The sequence below is a fragment of the Streptomyces sp. NPDC055287 genome, assembly GCF_053646035.1.
In genome coordinates this window covers 105,839-126,103 of sequence record NZ_JBSHNE010000002.1, presented here as the reverse complement: position 1 = coordinate 126,103, position 20,265 = coordinate 105,839, and the positions used below count along the sequence as shown (strand labels likewise).

The following is a 20,265-nucleotide window of genomic DNA, read 5'->3' as shown; positions in this document are numbered from 1 at the left end:
GACTAAAGATCAGCTTCGGAAGGCCGCGGCCCAGTCCGCAAGGCGGTCCCGTGCGTCCTCACCGAAGAGCGCCCGCTCCTCGTACCCGGCGAACTCGTCGAGGTACATCCGGATGTCCCGTGGGTCGCGGAAGACCATGACCCCGGTGGTCGTCTCCACCGTCGCCAAGCGCTCGTCGTACACGGTGAACGTGTTCAGCGGGCAGCCCGGCAGCCGGTTGTTCAGGGGCAGCACGCCGAGGCGCAGGTTCGGCAGGTGCGTGAGCGACGCCAGCCGGTCCAGTTGCACGGCCATCGCGTCCGGAGGGACGAAGGGGGAGCGCGCAGCTTGTTCGGTGACGAGGAATGTGAACTGCTTGCGGCGGTCGTAGAGAACGTCCTGCCGCTCCAGTTTCTTCGCCACTGCACGGCTGTGGTCACCGGGGATGTGCTCCAGGCTGGCCCGGATGTACTCCGGGGTCGACAGCAGGGCCGTGAGCATGGACAGGAGGAAGAACCGGAAGTGGGCCGAGGACGCTTCCAGACTTGCCAGTTCGAGCTGCTTCTTGTCCAGGCCCTTGCGACGCATCGAGCGCGCGTCCTGCCACTCCGTCGCGGCGATACGGGCCAACGCCGACACCTCGGCCACCAGCGCCGGCGGGGCCTCCAGAGCGGTGAGCAGACGCTCTATGTCCACCAGCGTGGGGCGCACCTTGCCGTTCTCGATGCGGCTCACCTTCGACTGCGACATGTTGCAGCGCGCGGCAAGCCGGTCCCCGGAGAGACCGGCCTGCTTGCGCAGCTTCCGCAGCGTGGCGGCGAGTTCCTGAGCGGACTGGCCGAGCTGCTCGGGCTCGAACGTCACGCAGTCACGTACTCCAGGAACGGAACCGACTCAGCGAGCGCGATGCGCTGGTGCTCCAGGAACGGGGCGGGATCACCTTCGTACAGCTCCCGCTCGATCTGCGTCCCGTCGTCGGCGTACTTCATCAGGACGACCGTGGAGCGGTCGAACATCCAGAAGTCGTCGACACCTGCCAGGGGGTTGGTCCGGTCCGTGACGTCGAGGATGCGGATGTCCTCCCCGACCGGAGCCTGATGGCGGTAGTACCGCTCGAACTCGAAGCGCAGGTAGTCCGAGAGCGGACGCGTCACCACATGGACGCGGCCGATCGTCCCGCCGGTCTCGCGGTGCCTGCGGATCAGCGCCGTCCAGTCGTCCTCGTACGGGCCGGGGAACCGCTCCCCCGCGAGGAACCGGGAGAACTCGTCCGCCTCCTGTGGGACGCGGTAGACGGGGCGTGTCTCCAGCCGCCACGCCTCACTCGTGAACTCGCTGAACTTCGCCTGCCACTTCTCACCAGCCAAGAGCACGGACTGCCTCCCGCAACACGCTCTCCGGAATCTCCACCAGGCCCTCCCCCTGCGGGGGCGTGAAGCCGTCGAACAAGTCGCCCTGCACGACGATGCTCCCCTTCTCGGTGCGGTACACGTTCGGGCAGTCACCCTGTCCGCACGCCCCGCTTCCGCTGCCGTTCTTGTCGTCTCCGCCCGTCAGCCGGGTCAATCCAGTGCGCTCGGACACGTGAACCCCCAAGTCCGCGGCCCTCTGCCGGAGCCGTCCAGAACGACGGTACGGACGCCATGCACGGCCGTCTATGCACTCTCGTGACTATGCGCGTTCTTGCATAAAGAGGGCCCGCGAGCGGGCCGCTGAGGACTTCGGCCCTCCGCCTCTCGCCAGGGATGTCCCGGCGCCCTCGCTGCCCCTTCGAAAGCCCAGGTCATCACCGACCCAGCCCCCTCCCCAGAGTCAGCACCAAGTCAGCACACGACCCGGAAAAGGGCTGAATCCACCGGAGAAAACAGGAAGGGGCCAGATCCGAAGATCTGGCCCCTGACCTGGGGTTTCCTACCCTAACCAGCCACTTCGGCCGATCAAGGAATCAGGCACTACACGTTGAAGCGGAACTCCACCACGTCGCCGTCCTGCATGACGTAGTCCTTGCCCTCCATGCGGGCCTTGCCCTTCGCGCGGGCCTCGGCGACCGAGCCGGTCTCGACCAGGTCGGCGAAGGAGATGACCTCGGCCTTGATGAAGCCCTTCTGGAAGTCGGTGTGGATCACACCGGCCGCCTCGGGAGCCGTCGCGCCCTTCTTGATGGTCCAGGCGCGGGTCTCCTTCGGGCCTGCCGTCAGGTAGGTCTGGAGGCCCAGGGTGTCGAAGCCGACGCGGCCGAGGGTGGCGAGGCCGGGCTCTTCCTGGCCCATGGACTGGAGAAGCTCCAGCGCCTCCTCGTCGTCGAGCTCGATCAGCTCGGACTCGATCTTGGCGTTGAGGAAGATCGCCTCGGCGGGGGCGACGAGCGCGCGCTGCTCGTTCTTGAAGTCCTCGTCGACCAGCTCGTCCTCGTCGACGTTGAAGACGTAGAGGAAGGGCTTGGTGGTGAGGAGGTGGAGCTCGTGGAGGAGCTGCCCCTTCTCCGTACCGGCCGTGATGCCCGCCGCGAAGAGGGTCGTGCCCGCCTCGAGGATCTTCTGGGCCTCCTCGACCGCCGCCAGGACCGCGACCTTCTCCTTCTGGAGGCGGGACTCCTTCGTCAGACGCGGGACCGCCTTCTCGACCGACTGGAGGTCCGCGAGGATCAGCTCGGTGTTGATCGTCTCGATGTCGTCCTTCGGCGAGACCTTGCCGTCGACGTGTACGACGTTCTCGTCCTTGAAGGCACGGATGACCTGGCAGATCGCGTCGGACTCGCGGATGTTCGCCAGGAACTTGTTGCCCAGGCCCTCACCCTCCGAGGCACCGCGGACGATGCCGGCGATGTCGACGAAGTCGACGGTGGCGGGGAGGATCTTCTGGGAGCTGAAGATCCCGGCGAGCTTGGCGAGGCGGGGGTCCGGGACGCCGACGACGCCGACGTTCGGCTCGATGGTGGCGAACGGGTAGTTGGCCGCCAGCACGTCGTTCTTGGTCAGGGCGTTGAACAGGGTCGACTTGCCGACATTCGGCAGGCCGACGATTCCGATCGTGAGCGACACGTTGGCGACTTCCTGGAGTGAGGACTGGCCCGGGAGTGGACCGATCCCCCAGTTTACGGGCGGGCGGAGTGGGGCCGACGACGGGAACCTGGCGGGGGTCCGCAGGGAGCCCGGCGGGCCCCCTGCGGAGGCCTCCGATCGGCCACGTGGCATCGAACGCAGGGCCAAGGTCGGCCAAAGGGCGTGTCCTGCGCCTGATTCCTCCCTCCCCGCGACCTACGTTGTCCGGGTGGAGCAACACAGGGCACGTCCCCCTCGTCCCCAGCAGCGGTCGCAGACCCCCCTGCTCCCGTCGGGCGGGTCCGCCGACGCCGCCGTCTACCGGGTGACGGCAAGACCGGCACGTGCGGTCCCGCCCGTCGTGCTGGCCCTGCGACGGCTGCCCAATCCCCGGCTGACCGGGCTGGGCAGCGGGCTGTTCGCCTCCGCCGTGATGCTGGTGCTCGGCTGTCTCGACCGGTTCCTGTTCGACGGTTCGCCGATCGTGTACGGACTGCTGTTCCTGCCGGTCAGCGCCCTGACCGCACTGTGGGTGCGGCCCGCCGACCTGGTCACTGCGCCGATCGCCGTCCCCATCGCCTTCGCCGTCGGTCTGGTGCCGATCGCCGGGGGCGCCGCCGGGTTCGGCAGCCAGATCATGGCGGTGGTCACGGCGCTCGCCGTACACGCGGGCTGGCTGTACGGCGGCACACTCGTCGCCGGTCTCATCGCGACCGTACGCAAGGTGCGGCTGATGACGCGGCGCCGGGCGGCCCACGCCGCCGCACAGGCCGCCGCCCAGCGCGCGGCCAGACGCGGAACCCCCGACCCGGTGGAGTAGGCCGCCCGCGCACCCCGGTGACGCGCCGCTAGGAGGCGGCGCGCGCCGCCATCGCCGCGCCCACGATCCCCGCGTTGTTCTGCAGCTGGGCGGGGACCATCTCCGCGCGGATGCCCTTGATCAGCGGCAGGAACTTCTCCGCCTTGCGGCTCACCCCGCCGCCGATGATGAAGAGCTCCGGCGAGAACAGCATCTCGACGTGCGCCAGATACTTGTGCACCCGGTGCGCCCAGTGCTCCCAGCTCAGGTCCTCGTCCTCCTTGGCCTTCGTGGAGGCGTGCTTCTCGGCGTCGTGGCCGTTCAGCTCAAGGTGGCCCAGCTCGGTGTTGGGCACGAGGTGGCCGTCGATGAAGAGCGCACTGCCGATGCCCGTACCGAACGTCAGCAGGAAGACCGTTCCCTTGCGGCCCGCCCCCGCGCCGAACGTCATCTCGGCGACGCCGGCCGCGTCGGCGTCGTTGAGCACGGTGACCGGCAGGCCGAGGCGGTCACCGAGCAGGGCGCGCGCGTCGACGTCGACCCAGCCCTTGTCGACGTTCGCCGCGGTACGCGTGACGCCGTCGGTGACCACACCGGGGAAGGTGATGCCGACCGGCCCCGACCAGCCGAAATTGCCGACGACCTCCCGCACACACGCGGCCACGTCGTCGGGCGTGGCCGGCTGCGGGGTCAGTACCTTGTGCCGCGGTTCCGCCAGGTCGCCTCGCTCCAGGTTCACGGGAGCGCCTTTGATGCCGGATCCGCCGATGTCCACTCCGAACACGTTCATGGACTCAACGTTACGGTGTGCCACCGACAGTGGTGTCGGAGATCGTGCCGGAAATCACTTGCCGGAGAGGCGGGCCGCTTCCGCGCGCAGGTCCCGGCGCAGCTCCTTGGGCAGCGAGAAGGTGATCGACTCGTCGGCGGTCTTCACGGTCTCCACGTCGCCGTAGCCGCGCTCGGCCAGCCACTCCAGTACGCCGTCGACCAGCACGTCCGGGACCGAGGCACCGGAGGTCAGACCGACCGTCGTGACGCCTTCCAGCCACGCCTCGTCGATCTCGTCGGCGAAGTCCACCAGGTGCGCGGCGGGGGCTCCGGCATCGAGGGCGACCTCGACCATGCGGATCGAGTTGGAGGAGTTCTTGGAGCCCACGACGATGACGAGCTGCGCGTCCTCGGCCAGCTTCTTCACCGCGATCTGACGGTTCTGCGTGGCGTAGCAGATGTCGTCGCTGGGAGGCGAGAGCAGGTTCGGGAACTTCTGCTTCAGGGCGTCGACCGTCTCCATCGTCTCGTCGACCGAGAGCGTGGTCTGGGAGAGCCAGACGACCTTCGACTCGTCGCGCACGGAGACATGGGCGACGTCCTCGGGACCGTCGACCAGGGTGATGTGGTCGGGGGCCTCGCCGGAGGTGCCGATGACTTCCTCGTGGCCCTCGTGGCCGATCAGGAGGATGTCGTAGTCCTCCTTGGCGAAGCGGACGGCTTCCTTGTGGACCTTGGTGACCAGCGGGCAGGTCGCGTCGATCGTCGCGAGCTTCCGCTCTGCGGCCTCCTCGTGCACGGTCGGCGCGACGCCGTGCGCGGAGAACATGACGATCGAGCCCTCGGGGACCTCCGCCGTCACGTCCACGAAGATCGCGCCCTTCTTCTCCAGGGTCTGCACGACGTACTTGTTGTGGACGATCTCGTGCCGGACGTAGATCGGCGCCCCGTACTGCTCCAGGGCCTTCTCCACGGCGATCACGGCACGGTCCACGCCCGCGCAGTAGCCACGAGGAGCGGCGAGAAGGACACGACGGGCGGCGGTAGCAGTCATGCCCACCATCGTAAGGCCGCGCCACGAAGGCCGGGGGACGCGGGAGACCACCTCGGTGATCAAGACTGGACGCCTGGTTCTAACGTACGGAGGCGCGATGACCGTGACCGCGAAGCAGACGGAGGTGCTGCGGCGGAGTCTCGGATTCCGCGATCTCGTCGTCTACGGGCTGCTCTTCATCGCCCCCATGGCGCCCGTCGGCGTCTTCGGGACGCTCGACGCCAAGTCGCACGGGGCGGTGGCACTCGTCTATGTCGTGGCGACGGTCGCGATGGCGTTCACCGCGTTCAGTTACGCCCAGATGGTGCGGGTCGCCCCCCAGGCGGGCTCGGTCTTCGCGTACGCCCGCAAGGCGCTCGGCGAGGGTCCCGGGTTCATCGCCGGGTGGATGGCGATGCTCGACTACGTGCTGATCCCCGCGGTCGCCTACCTCTTCTCGGGAATCGCGATGCACGCGCTCGTGCCGGCCGTTTCGCAGTGGGTGTGGACGGCGCTCGCGGTGGTGGTGACGACGGGGCTGAACATGCGGGGCGTACGGGCGGCCGCGCGGGTGGGCTTCGCGGTGCTGGCCATGGAGATCGTCGTGCTGCTGGTGTTCATGGTGGCCGCGGTCGTGGTGCTCGTGCAGGACGGGGCACGGCGCGGCTGGCTGTCGCCGCTGTCCGGCGACGGTTCCGCGGGCGGCTTCTCCCTCGCGGCGGTCGTGGGCGCCGTGTCGGTGGCGGTGCTGTCGTACCTCGGGTTCGACACAATCGCCTCGTTCGCGGAGGAGGTGACGGGCGGTTCGGCGAGGGTGGCGCGGGCGGTGCTGTTCTGCCTGGCGCTGGCGGGCATGCTGTTCGTGGCGCAGACGTATCTGGCGGCGCTGCTCCAGCCGGTGTCGGCCGCGGAGCTCGCCGCCGATCCGGGGAAGCAGGGGACGGCGTTCTACGACGCGCTCGACACCTCGGTCGGGACCTGGCTGGGTGATCTGGTGGCGGTGAGCAAGGCGGTCGGCGCGGCGTTCGCGGCGCTGGCGGGGCAGGCGGCGGCCGGGCGGCTGCTGTTCGCCATGGCCAGGGAGCGGCGGCTGCCGCGTGTACTGGCGAAGGTCGACTCCGCCTCGGGCGTGCCCCGGCTCGCGCTGGGGGTGGCGGCCGTGGTGACGCTGGTGGCGGCGGTGTGGGCGTCGCGGCGGGACGACGGGCTGGACCACCTGGTGTCGGTGGTCGACATCGGTGCCCTGACGGCGTTCGTGCTGCTGCACGTGTCGGTGGTGAGCTGGTTCGCCGTGCGGCGGATGGAGGGGCCGCCGGTGTGGTGGCGGCACGTGCTGCTGCCGGTGCTGGGGGCCGCGGTGGCGGTCGCGGTGATCGTGGAGGCGTCGGCGGCGGCGCAGGCCGTGGGCGCGCTGTGGCTGGTGGCGGGGCTGGCCGTGGTGGCCGTGCAACGGGGGCGCCGGACCGGTCCCGGTGTCGGTGCCGGAGGCTAGCCTGCGTACATGGCTCTGAATACGTCCGCGGACGCCCCGCTGCCGGTCGGTCAGGTCTCGCGCCTCATCGGCGGGTGGATCGACCGGCTCGGCGCGGTGTGGGTCGAGGGACAGATCACGCAGATCTCGCGCAGGCCCGGTGCCGGGGTCGTCTTTCTGACGCTGCGCGACCCCTCGCACGACATCTCGGTGGGCGTGACGTGCTTCCGGCAGGTCTTCGACCCGATCGCGGACGTGGTGGCGGAGGGCGCGCGCGTCGTGGTGCACGCGAAGCCCGAGTGGTACGCGCCGCGCGGGCAGCTGTCGCTGCGGGCGACGGAGATGAGGCCGGTGGGGATCGGCGAGCTGCTCGCCAGGCTGGAGCAGCTGAAGAAGGCGCTGGCAGGCGAGGGGCTGTTCGCGCTCGACCGCAAGCGGCCGCTGCCGTTCCTGCCGCAGCGCATCGGGCTGGTGACGGGCCGGGCGTCGGCGGCCGAGCGCGACGTACTGGAGAACGCGCGCCGGCGTTGGCCGGCCGTCCGTTTCGAGGTGCGGAACGTGGCGGTGCAGGGCGTGAGCGCGGTGGCTCAGGTCGTCCAGGCGGTCAAGGAGCTGGACGAGCTGCCGGAGGTCGACGTGATCATCGTGGCGCGGGGCGGCGGCAGCGTCGAGGATCTGCTGCCGTTCTCGGACGAGCAGCTCGTACGGACCGTGTTCGGTTGCCGTACGCCGGTGGTGTCGGCGATCGGGCACGAACCGGACTCGCCGCTGCTCGACCTGGTGGCGGACCTGAGGGCGTCGACGCCGACGGACGCGGCGAAGAAGGTCGTGCCGGATGTGGGCGAGGAGCTGGACCGGGTCCAGCTGCTGCGCGACCGGGCGCTGCGGACCGTGCGGGGCCTGCTGGACCGGGAGGAGCGCGGGCTGGCGCACGCGCTGGCCAGGCCCGTGATGGAGCGGCCGCACCGGATGGTGGAGGACCGCGAGGCCGAGGTCGACGCCCTGGTGGCGCGCAGCCGGCGCACGCTGGGGCACCTGCTGGACCGCGCGGACTCTGAGCTGTCGCACACCCGGGCGCGCGTGGTGGCGCTCTCGCCCGCCGCGACGCTGGAGCGGGGGTACGCGGTGCTTCAGCGGGGCGACGGCGCCGTGGTCCGCTCCCCGGGCGAGGTGGCGGCCGGCGACGAGCTGCGGGCGCGAGTGGCCGAGGGCGAGTTCGCCGTGCGGGTCGCGGAGTGACCGCGCCCCGGAGCTCGTCCGGGGCATTTCGGGGGTGTTGTTCGTACTCACACATAGGGTGGATCACATGGCACAGACGGACGAAGCGGCGACGACCCCCGGGTACGAGCAGGCCCGGGACGAGCTGATCGACGTCGTACGGCGCCTCGAAGCGGGCGGTACGACGCTGGAGGAGTCGCTCGCGCTCTGGGAGCGCGGCGAGGAGCTGGCGAAGGTCTGCCGGCGGTGGCTGGAGGGGGCCAGGGCCCGCCTGGACGCCTCGCTGGCCGACGAGAGCTGAGGGCGGGACAGAAGCGGAATCGCTGTGAAGCGGGTCACCGTGAGCCGATTTTAGTTGAAACTTAACCTAATTTGACTTACGGTGAGGTCACAGCTTGATCCCCCTGCACCCCCTGCACGTCCGGAAGGTAAGCCGCATGTCTCTCGTACTTGACCCCGCCGCCCAGGACCTCCTCTTCCGCGAGGCCCGCACCGCGAACACGTTCACCGACGAGCCGGTGACCGAGGAGCAGGTCCAGGCGATCTACGACCTGGTCAAGTTCGGCCCGACCGCGTTCAACCAGTCGCCGCTGCGTGTCGTCCTCGTCCGCTCCCCCGAGGCCCGCGAGCGTCTCGTGGCGCACATGGCAGAGGGCAACCGGCCGAAGACCGCCTCCGCCCCGCTGGTCGCGATCCTCGCCGCCGACAACGAGTTCCACGAGGAGCTCCCGGCCCTGCTGCCGCACTTCCCGCAGGCCAAGGACATGTTCTTCTCCGAGCGCCCCGCCCGTGAGGCCGCCGCCGGTCTGAACGCCGCCCTCCAGGCCGCGTACTTCATCGTCGGCGTCCGCGCCGCCGGTCTGGCCGCGGGCCCGATGACCGGCTTCGACTTCGCCGGCGTCCAGAAGGAGTTCCTGGACGACGACCACACCCCGCTGATGGTCGTCAACATCGGCAAGCCGGGCGACGACGCGTGGTTCCCCCGCTCCCCGCGCCTGACCTACGACGAGGTCATCTCGACCGTCTGAGCACGCCGGTCACTCACGACGAAGCCGCCGCACCCCGAGGGGTCCGGCGGCTTCGTCGTACACGCGTCACGCGTCAGGACTTCTTCGATTCCAGCGCCTCGGCCATTTGCGTCAGCCGCTCCTGCGACGCCGTCCCCGTGATCACCGTCGTCGCGCCCTTTTCCGCGCGCACCAGCGCGTCGTACTTCGGGCCCTCCCAGCGCTGCCAGCTCTCCGAGCCGACCCGCACGGTCTTCCCGGTCTTCGTCGCCTGCTGACTGACCTTGTGGACGAACTTCTCGGCGGGCCCGCTCGACTGCTCGACCGCGATGTACTCCCGCTCCGGGTCGAGGAAGCCCAGATGCCAGGCGTCGCCGTCCTGCCGGTCGTACGAGACCGAGGTCGGCTTCCACGTCTCCGGGAGCCCCACGGGGGCTGCCACCGGGTACGGGGCCGCGCGCCGGGCCGTGATGAGCTCGACCCGGTAGTCGACCGGCTTCACCGGGTCCGCCGAGTCGTCGTGCGGGACCAGCGCGTACACGCCCGCGACGACGACACCGATCGCCGCCATCGACAGGACCATGTCCCGGACCGTCTGCTTGCCTTTCATACCTGCCACGCCCCCCATGCTCCCCCATGCCCGACGACGGCCCGCGCCTGGGGCATCTCATCCCGATATGCCGCTCATACGTGCCCCCCTCTGCTCATTTTGTCGACGTACCGATAGAGTCGGCAGCACCCTCTTTACTCCGGCCGTCGCCGTACAGAAAGGTGCGCTCCGATGACCGAGCACCATCTTCCGTCTCAGCTCGAGGTCTCGCCCGAGGCCCCCGACCGCAACCTGGCCCTGGAGCTCGTCCGGGTCACCGAGGCCGCCGCCATGGCCGCCGGGCGGTGGGTCGGCCGCGGCGACAAGATCGGCGCGGACGGCGCAGCGGTGAAGGCCATGCGGACGCTCGTCTCGACCGTATCGATGAACGGCGTGGTCGTCATCGGTGAGGGCGAGAAGGACGAGGCCCCGATGCTCTTCAACGGGGAACGTGTGGGCGACGGCACCGGCGCGGAGGTCGACATCGCGGTCGACCCGATCGACGGCACCACCCTCAACGCCAAGGGCATGCCGAACGCCATCGCCGTGCTCGCCGCCGCCGACCGCGGCACCATGTTCGACCCGTCCGCGGTCTTCTACATGGAGAAGCTGGTCACCGGCCCCGAGGCCGCCGACTTCGTCGACATCAACGCCCCTGTCTCGGTCAACATCCGCCGGGTCGCCAGGGCCAAGAACTCGATGCCCGAGGACGTCACCGTGATGATCCTCGACCGCCCCCGCCACGAGGGCATCGTCAAGGAGATCCGCGAGACGGGCGCCCGGATCAAGTTCATCTCGGACGGCGATGTCGCGGGCTCGGTCATGGCCGTGCGCGAAGGCACCGGCGTCGACCTGCTCATGGGCATCGGCGGTACGCCCGAGGGCATCATCTCGGCCTGCGCGATCAAGTGCCTCGGCGGCACGATCCAGGGCAAGCTGTGGCCCAAGGACGAGGCCGAGCGCCAGAAGGCACTCGACGCGGGTCACGACCTCGACCGCGTACTGCACACGAACGACCTCGTCAGCGGCGACAACGTGTTCTTCGTCGCCACCGGCATCACGGACGGCGAGCTGCTGCGCGGCGTCCGCTACCGCTCGGAGACCGCCACCACCCAGTCCCTGGTGATGCGCTCCAAGTCGGGCACGATCCGGCAGATCGACTCGACGCACCGCCTCTCGAAGCTGCGCGCCTACAGCGCCATCGACTTCGACCGCGCGAAGTAGGAACCCCCGTACGGCGAAGTGTCCGTACGCACGAGAAAGGGGCGGCCCCGGCAGTGCGGCGGGGGCGCCCCTTTTCTCATGCCCTGATGCCTCTCACGTCCTGGTCCTGCTCATGTCGGGGTCAGCCCGCGGCGGCGATCCTGCCCGCCTGAGCTGCCTGGCCCAGCTCCATCTCACGCCGCCTGCGCCGCGCGAGGACCACCCGCCGCTCGGCAGCGGTCAGGCCGCCCCACACGCCGTACGGTTCGGGCTGGAGCAGCGCGTGTTCCCGGCACTCGACCATGACGGGACACCGCGCGCAGACGCGCTTCGCGGCTTCCTCCCGGGCCAGCCTCGCGGCCGTCGGCTCCTTCGACGGGGCAAAGAACAACCCGGCTTCGTCCCGGCGGCACACCGCCTCCGTGTGCCATGGGCCGGCCTGATCCCGGGCCGGCGCGCGCTGCGACGGAACGGCGGCGACCTGCAGGGACTGATGCGGCGGATGCAGCACGGTCTACTCCTGACGACGGCTTCGGGAGCGAGCAGCGATGCAGCACTCCCTACCCGCTGTGCGCACGCCTATGCACAGGGTTTCGAACCGTCTCGGCCCGTGTCAGTGTCCGAGGTGTTTGCGCATGCGACCGTGCAGGTCCGCGATGCGCTTCCCGCGCTTGGGCTTGGCCTCGATGTTGCCGAACACCGAGTAGCCGTTGACCACGACGACCGGCGCCTCGGGATCGGCGGCTTCGAGGGTGTCGACCTCGAAGTTTCCGAAGATCCCGGTTCCGCCGCCGCGCAGCGAGATGTTCTCGGGGACGCGCACCTCGACGTTGCCGAAGAGCGAGGTCACGTTGATCACGGTCAGCCGCTGGCCGAAAAGCGCCTCGGTGAGGTCGATCTCGACACTGCCGAACAGCGCGAAGGCGTTCGTCCTGCCGCCGATCCGCCAGCGGCCCCTGCGCGTCGAGCTGCTGAAGACGGCGATCAGATTCTCCGCGGCGGCGGGCGGTGAGGGATCGGCCGGTTCGTACGCCGCCGAGGCCGGCGCGCGCCGGACAGTGCCGCCCGGGACGGGCAAGTCCCGCACCAGCGGCTCCAGTTCGGCGACGGTCTTCGCACGGTAGACCGCGTCGATGCGGTCGGAGTGCTCCTCGGCGGTCAGCCTGCCCTCCGCCATGCCGTCGCGCAGGATGTCCGCGATCCGGTCGCGGTCCGCGTCCGACGCGCGAAGAGCGGGCTCGGCGGGAGCGACGGGCTGCGGCTGCTGGGAGTGCTTCTCGAGGTCCACCGACCCAGCGTACCCAAACGCGATAGATCGCGACTAGTGCGTACGTCCGCCAACTGAGCCTTACCTCACAGACCCGGCGCTCCGCGGGCGTCTTACGCTGGTGGACGGGCTGCGCCAATGGAGGCCAGTTGCCGTCTGCCGAGTTGAGGAATGGCCGAAATGCCAGAGTTTGCGTACTCCGATCTGCTCCCCCTGGGAGAGGACACCACGCCGTATCGCCTGGTGACCGCCGAGGGTGTCTCCACCTTCGAGGCCGACGGCCGTACGTTCCTCAAGGTCGATCCCGAGGCACTGCGCACTCTGGCCGCCGAGGCGATGCACGACATCTCGCACTACCTGCGGCCCGCGCACCTCGCCCAGCTGCGCCGGATCATCGACGACCCCGAGGCGTCCTCGAACGACAAGTTCGTGGCCCTGGACCTGCTGAAGAACGCGAACATCGCGGCGGCGGGCGTCCTGCCCATGTGCCAGGACACCGGCACGGCGATCGTCATGGGCAAGCGCGGCCAGAACGTCCTGACGGAGGGCGGCGACGAGGAAGCCCTCTCGCACGGCATCTTCGACGCCTACACCAAGCTCAACCTGCGCTACTCGCAGATGGCCCCGCTGAACATGTGGGAGGAGAAGAACACCGGCTCGAACCTGCCCGCGCAGATCGAGCTGTACGCGACCGACGGCGGCGCGTACAAGTTCCTCTTCATGGCGAAGGGCGGCGGCTCCGCCAACAAGTCCTTCCTCTACCAGGAGACGAAGGCGGTCCTCAACGAGGCCTCCATGATGAAGTTCCTGGAGGAGAAGATCCGCTCGCTGGGTACGGCAGCCTGCCCGCCGTACCACCTCGCGATCGTCGTCGGCGGTACGTCGGCCGAGTTCGCGCTCAAGACGGCGAAGTACGCCTCCGCGCACTACCTGGACGAGCTGCCCTCCGAGGGCTCGCCGACCGGCCACGGCTTCCGCGACAAGGAGCTCGAGGAGAAGGTCTTCGAGCTGACGCAGAAGATCGGCATCGGCGCGCAGTTCGGCGGCAAGTACTTCTGCCACGACGTGCGCGTGGTGCGCCTGCCGCGCCACGGCGCCTCGCTGCCGGTCGCGATCGCCGTGTCCTGCTCGGCCGACCGCCAGGCGGTCGCGAAGATCACCGCCGAGGGCGTCTTCCTGGAGCAGCTGGAGAAGGACCCGGCGCGCTTCCTCCCGGACACCACCGACGAGCACCTGGACGAGGCCGGTGACGTCGTCGAGATCGACCTGAACCGGCCGATGGACGAGGTGCTGGCCGAGCTGACGAAGTACCCGGTCAAGACCCGCCTCTCCCTCACCGGCCCGCTCGTGGTCGCGCGCGACATCGCGCACGCCAAGATCAAGGAGCGGCTGGACGCGGGCGAGGAGATGCCGCAGTACCTGAAGGACCACCCGGTGTACTACGCCGGTCCGGCCAAGACCCCCGAGGGGTACGCGTCCGGATCCTTCGGCCCGACGACGGCCGGCCGCATGGACTCCTACGTCGAGCAGTTCCAGGCGGCGGGCGGCTCGAAGGTCATGCTGGCCAAGGGCAACCGGTCGAAGCAGGTGACGGACGCCTGCGGTACGCACGGCGGCTTCTACCTGGGTTCCATCGGCGGCCCCGCGGCCCGGCTCGCGCAGGACTGCATCAAGAAGGTCGAGGTCGTCGAGTACGAGGAGCTCGGCATGGAGGCGGTCTGGCGGATCGAGGTGGAGGACTTCCCCGCGTTCATCGTGGTCGACGACAAGGGCAACGACTTCTTCACCGAGCCGGCCCCGGCCCCGACGTTCACCTCCATCCCGGTGCGCGGTCCCGGCCTGGCGTAGGCGGCACCTCCGCGCACGGGCGCCGGACGGGCTCCCTGTCGAGCCCGTCCGGCGCTGTCCGCAGGCCGCCTACGCGAAGCGCTGGCCGGCCGCCCCCGTGCAGGGCTGGAGCCGCAGCGGGTCCTTCGCCGCCGCGAGCGTCACGCACAGGCCCGTCGACGCCGCCGGGCGGATCGTCGACCCGTCCCGCACGAACTGCTGGTTCGCCGCGCCGGAGCAGTTCCAGAGGATCAGCCCCGTGCCCGCCTCGTACTTCGCGCCGGGCACGTCGAGGCACCGGTCGTGGGTCAGTTCCGTACGGAGCGACTTCTGGGCGGTGTCGTACCACCAGCCCTGGTTCCGGCCGCCGTGGCAGTCCCAGCCGCCCACCGCCGTCCCGTTGCGCGTCGTCGACCCGGGCACGTCGACGCACGTCCCCGTCCCCGCGTTCCTCAGCGGCTTGTACGCGTCGTCCCATGCCCCCGCGAAGAGCACGGGCTTCCCCGTACTCGCCGGGTCCCCGCAACTCGCTTCACGCAGCGAGGAGTTGTAGACCTGGGTGAGGCAGGACGCGAAGGCCGCGTGGCCGCGGATGTTGGGGTGGAAGGACTGGCGGACGGAGTTCGAGTCCGGCAGGCCCGGCTTGGAGAGGTCGATGTACAGGCCCCGCGCCCAGGCGTCGTCCATGCACACCTCGTGGCCGTGGAAGAGGCGGGAGTTGTCGAGATAGACGGACCCCGTGTTCGCCGCCGCCGTGCGCATCCCGCGCTCGAACGCCGGGACCGCGGTGTTGCGGCCCCACGTCGCGTCGGAGTCGTACCCCACGCAGCCGCCGGGGATCTTGCCGGGGAAGTTCGGGTTGTCCCTGAAGTCGGGACCGATGGGGCTCGGATAGCCCATCACGACCATCTTGTAGTCGCCGTCGGCGTACCCGGCGCCGCGCATGACCGACCGCAGGTCCCGGACCGTCTGCTCGACCTTGGGCACCAGCCCGTCGACGCGCGCCTGCCAGCCGGGAGCGTACTTCGGCTCGCACGTGCCCTGGATCGTCAGCCAGCGCGTGACGCAGTCCGTCATCACCGGGCCGAACTGGAGGTCGTCATTGGCCCCGGCGACCAGCAGGACCATCTTGATGCGGGTGTTGCGGGCCTTGACGGCCAGATTGTCGCTCTGCACCAGCTCGTCGGCGTACTGCTTGCTCCCGCCGATCTTGATGTTTCCGGTGTACGCGCCCGAGCACGAGACGTTGTACGTGACGTCGGCCGGGATGCCGGTGCGATGGATCGCCGCGTCCGGCGAGCGGTGGCACCAGTTGTCCGGGCCGTTGGTACCGGGTTCGTAGGTGCCGACGCCCTCGCCCGAGATCTCGCTGTCGCCGAGCGAGATCAGCCCGGTCTTGCGCTGGTCCATGGGACGCTCGGCCGGATCGCCGTAGAGCTTGGTGGCCTCGGCGGCGCGGACGGCCTCCAGTCCGGCCGGAAGGGGGGTGGATGCCGACGCGGCGTTGTCGGCCGCGGCGGCGGGGGCCGTCGCCACCAGTCCGCCGCCCATGGCAGCCGCCAGTGCGGCGGCTGCCGCGACCGTAGAGCGAAGTCTGAGCCGTGTGCGCTGCATTGCGCCTCCCCGGTTTGTTGTTACCCCCGGTATTTACTGGCCGGTAGGCGACTTGGGAATACGCAGAACAAGACAAGTGCTCAACTTTCTGAGGAGGTACGTGATCATGACGAGCGACGACCACCGGGACGAGTACCGGATCGAGCACGACTCGATGGGTGAAGTACGGGTGCCGGCCCACGCCAAGTGGCGCGCCCAGACCCAGCGGGCCGTGGAGAACTTCCCCGTGTCCGGTCAGCGCCTGGAGCGCGCCCACATCGAGGCCCTGGCCCGCATCAAGGCGGCTGCCGCCCTGGTCAACGCCGAACTCGGCGTACTGGACAAGGACATCGCGCAGGCGGTCCGCGACGCGGCCGGGGAGGTCGCACAGGGGCGCTGGGACGAGCACTTCCCCGTCGACGTCTTCCAGACCGGTTCCGGCACGTCCTCCAACATGAACATGAACGAGGTCGTCGCCACGCTCGCCACCGAGCGCCTCGGCAGCCCGGTCCATCCCAACGACCATGTCAATGCCTCGCAGTCGTCCAATGACGTGTTTCCGTCGTCCATCCACATCGCGGCGACCGCCGCCGTGACGGGCGATCTGGTCCCGGCGCTCGACCACCTCGCGGCCGCCCTGGAGCGCAAGTCCGCCGAGTTCGCGGATGTCGTCAAGTCCGGACGTACGCACCTGATGGACGCCACGCCCGTCACCCTCGGCCAGGAGTTCGGCGGCTACGCGGCGGCCGTCAGGTACGGCGTCGAGCGCCTGCGGGCCTCCCTCCCCCGCCTGGCGGAACTCCCCCTCGGCGGTACGGCGGTGGGCACCGGCATCAACACCCCGCCCGGCTTCTCGGCCGCCGTCATCGCCGAGGTCGCCCGCAGTACGGGGCTGCCGCTCACCGAGGCCCGCGACCACTTCGAGGCGCAGGGCGCGCGGGACGGACTCGTCGAGACGTCCGGTCAGCTCCGTACGATCGCGGTCTCCCTCACCAAGATCTCCAACGACCTGCGCTGGATGGCCTCCGGACCGCGTACCGGATTGGCCGAGATCAGCCTTCCCGACCTCCAGCCGGGCTCGTCGATCATGCCCGGCAAGGTGAATCCGGTCATTCCCGAGGCCGTACTGATGGTCGCGGCACAGGTGACGGGCAACGACACGACGGTCGCCGTGGCGGGGGCCGCGGGCAACTTCGAGCTCAACGTCATGCTCCCGGTGATGGCCAAGAACCTTCTGGAGTCGGTGCGGCTGCTCGCCAACGCCTCGCGGCTGCTGGCCGACCGTACGATCGACGGCATCACGGCCCATGTCGAACGGGCCCGCGAGTACGCCGAGTCGTCGCCGTCGGTCGTCACCCCGCTCAACAAGTACATCGGGTACGAAGAGGCCGCGAAGGTCGCCAAGAAGTCACTCGCCGAGCGCCGGACCATCCGCGAAGTCGTCCTGGAGGCCGGGTACGTCGAGCGCGGCGACCTCACCGAGCAGCAGCTCGACGAGGCACTGGACGTACTGCGCATGACACGCCCGTGACGCACACCGGTGACGCACACCCATGACGCACCCGTGACCTCGGTCGCAGCAGTCGGCACACCGTGCTCCTAAGATCTGCTCATGACAGATACGGCGGGCGGTGCGGGCAGGGCGCGTTGGGCGCCGGGGGACCACATCCTCTGGCGCTATCGCGGCAATGCCTCCGACCGGATTCACATCTGCCGTCCCGTCACCGTCGTCCGCGACACCGACGACCTGCTCGCGGTGTGGATGGCGCCGGGCACCCAGTGTGTCCGGCCGGTGCTCGCGGACGGTACACCGGTGCACGAGGAGCCGCTGGCCACCCGGTACACGGCGCCGCGGACCACGACCACCTCGCGGTGGTGGGGCACGGGTGTGCTGAAACTGGCGCGGCCGGGTGACCCCTGGTCGGTGTGGCTGTTCTGGGAACGGGGCTGGCGGTTCAAGAACTGGTACGTGAACCTGGAGGAGCCGCACGCCCGCTGGTCGGGCGGCGTCGACTCCGAGGACCACTTCCTGGACATCTCGGTGCACCCGGACCGCGCCTGGTGCTGGCTCGACGAGGACGAGTTCGAACAGGCCCGCCGGGTGGGGCTGCTGAGCGACACCCAGGCCCGGCGGGTACGGGACGCGGGGCGGGCGGCGGTCGGCCTGATCACCGCGTGGGGCGCCCCGTTCCGTGACGGCTGGGAGAACTGGCGCCCCGATCCGAGGTGGGCCGTGCCGCGGTTGCCCGATGACTGGGACCGCACTCCTGTTCACATGGCTCCGTGAGACCCTTGAAACGCCCCCATGGGTCAAACGTAGGATCGCCTTCCGCAACACTGAGCGCACTGAGCGCACCAATGCCGTCAGCAACTGACGGGCCCGGAGCAGGACCTGACCGTATGTCACCACAGGGGGGTGGAGCCGTGCCGGAGAGCAAGTCCGCCGGGTTCTGGTCCCACCGTCCTGTCGAGGCCGCCCGCAGAGCGGGTATATCGCCACACAAAGCGATTGCATCGCACAAGCTCCCCGGACGGACGGAACCCCACGCGTGACGGAGCACCAGTCCACCTCGCACGAAGGCCGGCAGCCCCTGGTTGCCAGGCCGCACGAGCGCACCCGGCCGCGACAGGAGGAGGCACCGCCGGCCGTGCCCAGCCCCGCACCCGCGCCCACGCCGGCCACCGGCGGCGGAAGCACGGAGCCGGTGGGGGCGGCCAGGAGTGAGGGAGACCGGTTGCGGTTCGTGGGCGCGGCGACGCGGCGGATCGCCCGGGGCATCGATCTCGACGAGATCGTGCTCGGCCTGTGCCGGGCGTCCGTGCCGACGTTCACCGACGCGATCCTCGTGTACCTGCGCGACCCGCTTCCGGTCGGCGACGAGCGCCCCGCTGTCCCGTTCATGCTGCGCCTGCGCCGCACCGACCGGCTGCGTTTAGCGGACGACGGGGCCGAGGAGATCGACCTCCAGGCCGAGCCGCTGCCCGCGCCGCAACTGTGCGAGGTGCGCAGCGGGGGCGCTCTGGCCGAGGTCCTCAGAGGCGTACGCCCGGTGTTCGGCGACTCCGCGTCCGCGCGGGTGGCCCTGCCCGAGCTGCTCGGCGACGCCATGGGCCTGCCCGGCGGGCGCCGGGCGATCCTCGCGCCGCTGCGCGGCCGGCGCCGGGTGATCGGCGCCGCCGTGTTCCTGCGACGCCCGGAACGCCCCGCCTTCGAGGCGAATGACCTCCTGGTCGCCGCGCAGTTGGCCACGCACACCGCGCTCGGCATCGACAAGGCCGTGCTGTACGGGCGCGAGGCGTACATCGCCGACGAGCTCCAGCGCACCATGCTGCCCGACTCGCTGCCGCAGCCGACCGGCGTCAAGCTCGCCTCCCGCTACCTGCCGGCCGCCGAGACGGCCCGCGTCGGCGGCGACTGGTACGACGCGATCCCGCTGCCGGGCAGCCGCGTGGCGCTGGTCGTCGGTGACGTCATGGGGCACTCCATGACGTCCGCCGCGATCATGGGCCAGCTGCGGACGACGGCGCAGACCCTCGCGGGTCTCGACCTGCCGCCGCAGGAGGTCCTGCACCACCTCGACGAGCAGGCGCAGCGGCTCGGCTCCGACCGCATGGCGACCTGCCTGTACTGCGTCTACGACCCGGTCTCGCACCGCATCACCATCGCCAACGCGGGGCACCCGCCGCCCGTTCTGCTGCACCTGGGCGGCCGCGCCGAGGTGCTCAGGGTGCCGCCGGGCGCACCCATCGGCGTCGGCGGCGTCGACTTCGAGGCCGTCGAGCTGGACGCCCCGGCGGGCGCCACGCTGCTGCTCTACACCGACGGCCTGGTCGAGTCGCGCCTGCGGGACGTGTGGACGGGCATCGAGCAGCTGCGGGAACGGCTCGCCGCCACCGCCCAGCTGACCGGCCCGGACCACTCCCCGCCGCTGGAGGCCCTGTGCGACGACGTACTCGACATGCTCGGGCCCGGTGACCGGGACGACGACATCGCGCTGCTCGCGGCCCGCTTCGACGGGATCGCGCCGAGCGATGTCGCGTACTGGTTCCTGGAGCCGGAGGAGCAGGCGCCCGGCCGGGCCCGCAGGTTGGCGCGGCGCGCCCTGGCCCGCTGGGGTCTGGAGGAGCTGAGCGACTCGGTGGAACTGCTCGTCAGCGAGGTGGTGACGAACGCGGTCCGGTACGCCGAGCGGCCCGTGACGCTGCGGCTGCTGCGTACGGACGTCCTGCGCTGCGAGGTCGGCGACGACTCGCCGCAGTTGCCCAGACAGCGGCGGGCGCGGGACACGGACGAGGGCGGGCGCGGGCTGTTCCTGGTGAACCGGCTGGCGAGACGCTGGGGGGCCACTCGGCTGTCGTCCGGCAAGGTGGTCTGGTTCGAACTGGCCACGCGCCCGTAATCGCTCGGTACGTACGACTGCGGCGGACACCCCGGGTGTCCGCCGCAGTCGTCTGTTCGCCGGCCGT

At 70.2% G+C, this 20,265-nt stretch carries 20 protein-coding genes; 10 read left to right on the top strand and 10 right to left on the bottom strand.

Annotated elements, in window-relative coordinates:
- Positions 1-9: 9 nt before the first annotated feature.
- From ACWIHY_RS03880 to ychF, 4 genes are all read right to left on the bottom strand, one after another.
- Positions 10-843, bottom strand: a complete 834-nt coding sequence (locus tag ACWIHY_RS03880; protein ID WP_454373994.1) for a helix-turn-helix domain-containing protein — start codon at positions 841-843, stop codon at positions 10-12.
- The gene (locus ACWIHY_RS03875; protein WP_454373993.1) at positions 840-1,352 is read right to left on the bottom strand and encodes a DUF6879 family protein; all 513 of its coding nucleotides are present in this window, start codon (positions 1,350-1,352) and stop codon (positions 840-842) included. Before ACWIHY_RS03875 ends, ACWIHY_RS03880 begins: the two co-directional genes overlap by 4 nt.
- Entirely contained in the window at positions 1,336-1,563 is a 228-nt protein-coding gene (locus ACWIHY_RS03870) for a hypothetical protein (RefSeq protein ID WP_454373992.1), read from the bottom strand. The genes ACWIHY_RS03875 and ACWIHY_RS03870 overlap by 17 nt, the downstream gene beginning before the upstream one ends.
- A gap of 368 nt (positions 1,564-1,931) precedes the next feature.
- Positions 1,932-3,020, bottom strand: coding sequence for a redox-regulated ATPase YchF (gene ychF / locus ACWIHY_RS03865; RefSeq protein ID WP_454373991.1), 1,089 nt, complete (start codon positions 3,018-3,020; stop codon positions 1,932-1,934).
- Between the two features lie 229 nt (positions 3,021-3,249).
- Here ychF and ACWIHY_RS03860 point away from each other — a divergent pair, with 229 nt between their 5' ends.
- Positions 3,250-3,840: a DUF6542 domain-containing protein gene (locus tag ACWIHY_RS03860; RefSeq protein WP_454373990.1), complete on the top strand. Its 591-nt coding sequence runs from the start codon at positions 3,250-3,252 to the stop codon at positions 3,838-3,840.
- 28 nt (positions 3,841-3,868) lie between these two features.
- Here the strand turns inward: ACWIHY_RS03860 and ppgK are convergent, their stop codons facing one another.
- Entirely contained in the window at positions 3,869-4,609 is a 741-nt protein-coding gene (ppgK, locus tag ACWIHY_RS03855; protein ID WP_454373989.1) for a polyphosphate--glucose phosphotransferase, read from the bottom strand.
- Positions 4,610-4,663: 54 nt separating this feature from the next.
- Positions 4,664-5,653, bottom strand: coding sequence for a 4-hydroxy-3-methylbut-2-enyl diphosphate reductase (locus ACWIHY_RS03850; protein WP_454373988.1), 990 nt, complete (start codon positions 5,651-5,653; stop codon positions 4,664-4,666).
- 88 nt (positions 5,654-5,741) lie between these two features.
- On the opposite strand from ACWIHY_RS03850, the gene ACWIHY_RS03845 reads away from it, so the two are divergent.
- The 4 genes from ACWIHY_RS03845 to ACWIHY_RS03830 all read left to right on the top strand — a co-directional run bounded on the left by ACWIHY_RS03845 (position 5,742) and on the right by ACWIHY_RS03830 (position 9,340).
- Complete coding sequence (locus ACWIHY_RS03845; protein WP_454373987.1) at positions 5,742-7,115, top strand: APC family permease; 1,374 nt, start codon at positions 5,742-5,744, stop codon at positions 7,113-7,115.
- A 9-nt stretch (positions 7,116-7,124) separates the two neighbouring features.
- Positions 7,125-8,333, top strand: coding sequence for an exodeoxyribonuclease VII large subunit (xseA, locus tag ACWIHY_RS03840; RefSeq protein ID WP_454373986.1), 1,209 nt, complete (start codon positions 7,125-7,127; stop codon positions 8,331-8,333).
- 67 nt (positions 8,334-8,400) lie between these two features.
- Complete coding sequence (locus ACWIHY_RS03835) at positions 8,401-8,613, top strand: exodeoxyribonuclease VII small subunit (RefSeq protein ID WP_454373985.1); 213 nt, start codon at positions 8,401-8,403, stop codon at positions 8,611-8,613.
- A gap of 136 nt (positions 8,614-8,749) precedes the next feature.
- Positions 8,750-9,340: a malonic semialdehyde reductase gene (locus ACWIHY_RS03830; protein ID WP_454373984.1), complete on the top strand. Its 591-nt coding sequence runs from the start codon at positions 8,750-8,752 to the stop codon at positions 9,338-9,340.
- A 73-nt stretch (positions 9,341-9,413) separates the two neighbouring features.
- On the opposite strand, the gene ACWIHY_RS03825 is transcribed toward ACWIHY_RS03830, so the two are convergent.
- Positions 9,414-9,938 carry a DUF4245 domain-containing protein gene (locus ACWIHY_RS03825; protein ID WP_454373983.1) on the bottom strand — a complete coding sequence of 175 codons (525 nt, stop codon included), beginning with the start codon at positions 9,936-9,938 and terminating at the stop codon, positions 9,414-9,416.
- A gap of 162 nt (positions 9,939-10,100) precedes the next feature.
- Here ACWIHY_RS03825 and glpX point away from each other — a divergent pair, with 162 nt between their 5' ends.
- Positions 10,101-11,132 carry a class II fructose-bisphosphatase gene (gene glpX, locus ACWIHY_RS03820; protein WP_454373982.1) on the top strand — a complete coding sequence of 344 codons (1,032 nt, stop codon included), beginning with the start codon at positions 10,101-10,103 and terminating at the stop codon, positions 11,130-11,132.
- A 121-nt stretch (positions 11,133-11,253) separates the two neighbouring features.
- Here glpX and ACWIHY_RS03815 read toward each other — a convergent pair whose 3' ends face one another.
- Positions 11,254-11,622, bottom strand: coding sequence for a WhiB family transcriptional regulator (locus tag ACWIHY_RS03815; RefSeq protein ID WP_454373981.1), 369 nt, complete (start codon positions 11,620-11,622; stop codon positions 11,254-11,256).
- Positions 11,623-11,724: 102 nt separating this feature from the next.
- A complete protein-coding gene (locus ACWIHY_RS03810; RefSeq protein WP_454373980.1) occupies positions 11,725-12,399 on the bottom strand; it encodes a DUF1707 SHOCT-like domain-containing protein in 675 nt (224 codons plus the stop codon).
- Between the two features lie 150 nt (positions 12,400-12,549).
- Between ACWIHY_RS03810 and ACWIHY_RS03805 the strand changes: the two genes are divergently transcribed.
- Positions 12,550-14,226, top strand: a complete 1,677-nt coding sequence (locus ACWIHY_RS03805) for a fumarate hydratase (RefSeq protein ID WP_454373979.1) — start codon at positions 12,550-12,552, stop codon at positions 14,224-14,226.
- Positions 14,227-14,295: 69 nt separating this feature from the next.
- Here ACWIHY_RS03805 and ACWIHY_RS03800 read toward each other — a convergent pair whose 3' ends face one another.
- Entirely contained in the window at positions 14,296-15,819 is a 1,524-nt protein-coding gene (locus ACWIHY_RS03800; protein ID WP_454373978.1) for a ricin-type beta-trefoil lectin domain protein, read from the bottom strand.
- Between the two features lie 106 nt (positions 15,820-15,925).
- On the opposite strand from ACWIHY_RS03800, the gene ACWIHY_RS03795 reads away from it, so the two are divergent.
- The 3 genes from ACWIHY_RS03795 (at position 15,926) to ACWIHY_RS03785 (ending at position 20,198) form a co-directional block, all read left to right on the top strand.
- Entirely contained in the window at positions 15,926-17,329 is a 1,404-nt protein-coding gene (locus ACWIHY_RS03795; protein ID WP_454373977.1) for a class II fumarate hydratase, read from the top strand.
- An 81-nt stretch (positions 17,330-17,410) separates the two neighbouring features.
- Positions 17,411-18,085, top strand: a complete 675-nt coding sequence (fomD, locus tag ACWIHY_RS03790) for a cytidylyl-2-hydroxypropylphosphonate hydrolase (protein WP_454373976.1) — start codon at positions 17,411-17,413, stop codon at positions 18,083-18,085.
- Positions 18,086-18,347: 262 nt separating this feature from the next.
- On the top strand, positions 18,348-20,198 hold the full coding sequence (locus tag ACWIHY_RS03785) for a SpoIIE family protein phosphatase (RefSeq protein WP_454373975.1): 1,851 nt from the start codon (positions 18,348-18,350) through the stop codon (positions 20,196-20,198).
- The last annotated feature ends 67 nt before the right edge of the window (positions 20,199-20,265 follow it).

What these genes read in the sequence shown, in the direction of transcription:
- ACWIHY_RS03795 (WP_454373977.1), top strand. Translation starts at nt 15,926, where the DNA reads ATGACGAGCGACGACCACCGGGACGAGTACCGGATCGAGCACGACTCG.
- ACWIHY_RS03805 (WP_454373979.1), top strand. Translation starts at nt 12,550, where the DNA reads ATGGCCGAAATGCCAGAGTTTGCGTACTCCGATCTGCTCCCCCTGGGA.
- ppgK (WP_454373989.1), bottom strand. Translation starts at nt 4,609, where the DNA reads ATGAACGTGTTCGGAGTGGACATCGGCGGATCCGGCATCAAAGGCGCT.
- ACWIHY_RS03830 (WP_454373984.1), top strand. Translation starts at nt 8,750, where the DNA reads ATGTCTCTCGTACTTGACCCCGCCGCCCAGGACCTCCTCTTCCGCGAG.
- xseA (WP_454373986.1), top strand. Translation starts at nt 7,125, where the DNA reads ATGGCTCTGAATACGTCCGCGGACGCCCCGCTGCCGGTCGGTCAGGTC.
- ACWIHY_RS03835 (WP_454373985.1), top strand. Translation starts at nt 8,401, where the DNA reads ATGGCACAGACGGACGAAGCGGCGACGACCCCCGGGTACGAGCAGGCC.
- glpX (WP_454373982.1), top strand. Translation starts at nt 10,101, where the DNA reads ATGACCGAGCACCATCTTCCGTCTCAGCTCGAGGTCTCGCCCGAGGCC.
- ACWIHY_RS03845 (WP_454373987.1), top strand. Translation starts at nt 5,742, where the DNA reads ATGACCGTGACCGCGAAGCAGACGGAGGTGCTGCGGCGGAGTCTCGGA.
- fomD (WP_454373976.1), top strand. Translation starts at nt 17,411, where the DNA reads ATGACAGATACGGCGGGCGGTGCGGGCAGGGCGCGTTGGGCGCCGGGG.
- ACWIHY_RS03800 (WP_454373978.1), bottom strand. Translation starts at nt 15,819, where the DNA reads ATGCAGCGCACACGGCTCAGACTTCGCTCTACGGTCGCGGCAGCCGCC.
- ACWIHY_RS03850 (WP_454373988.1), bottom strand. Translation starts at nt 5,653, where the DNA reads ATGGTGGGCATGACTGCTACCGCCGCCCGTCGTGTCCTTCTCGCCGCT.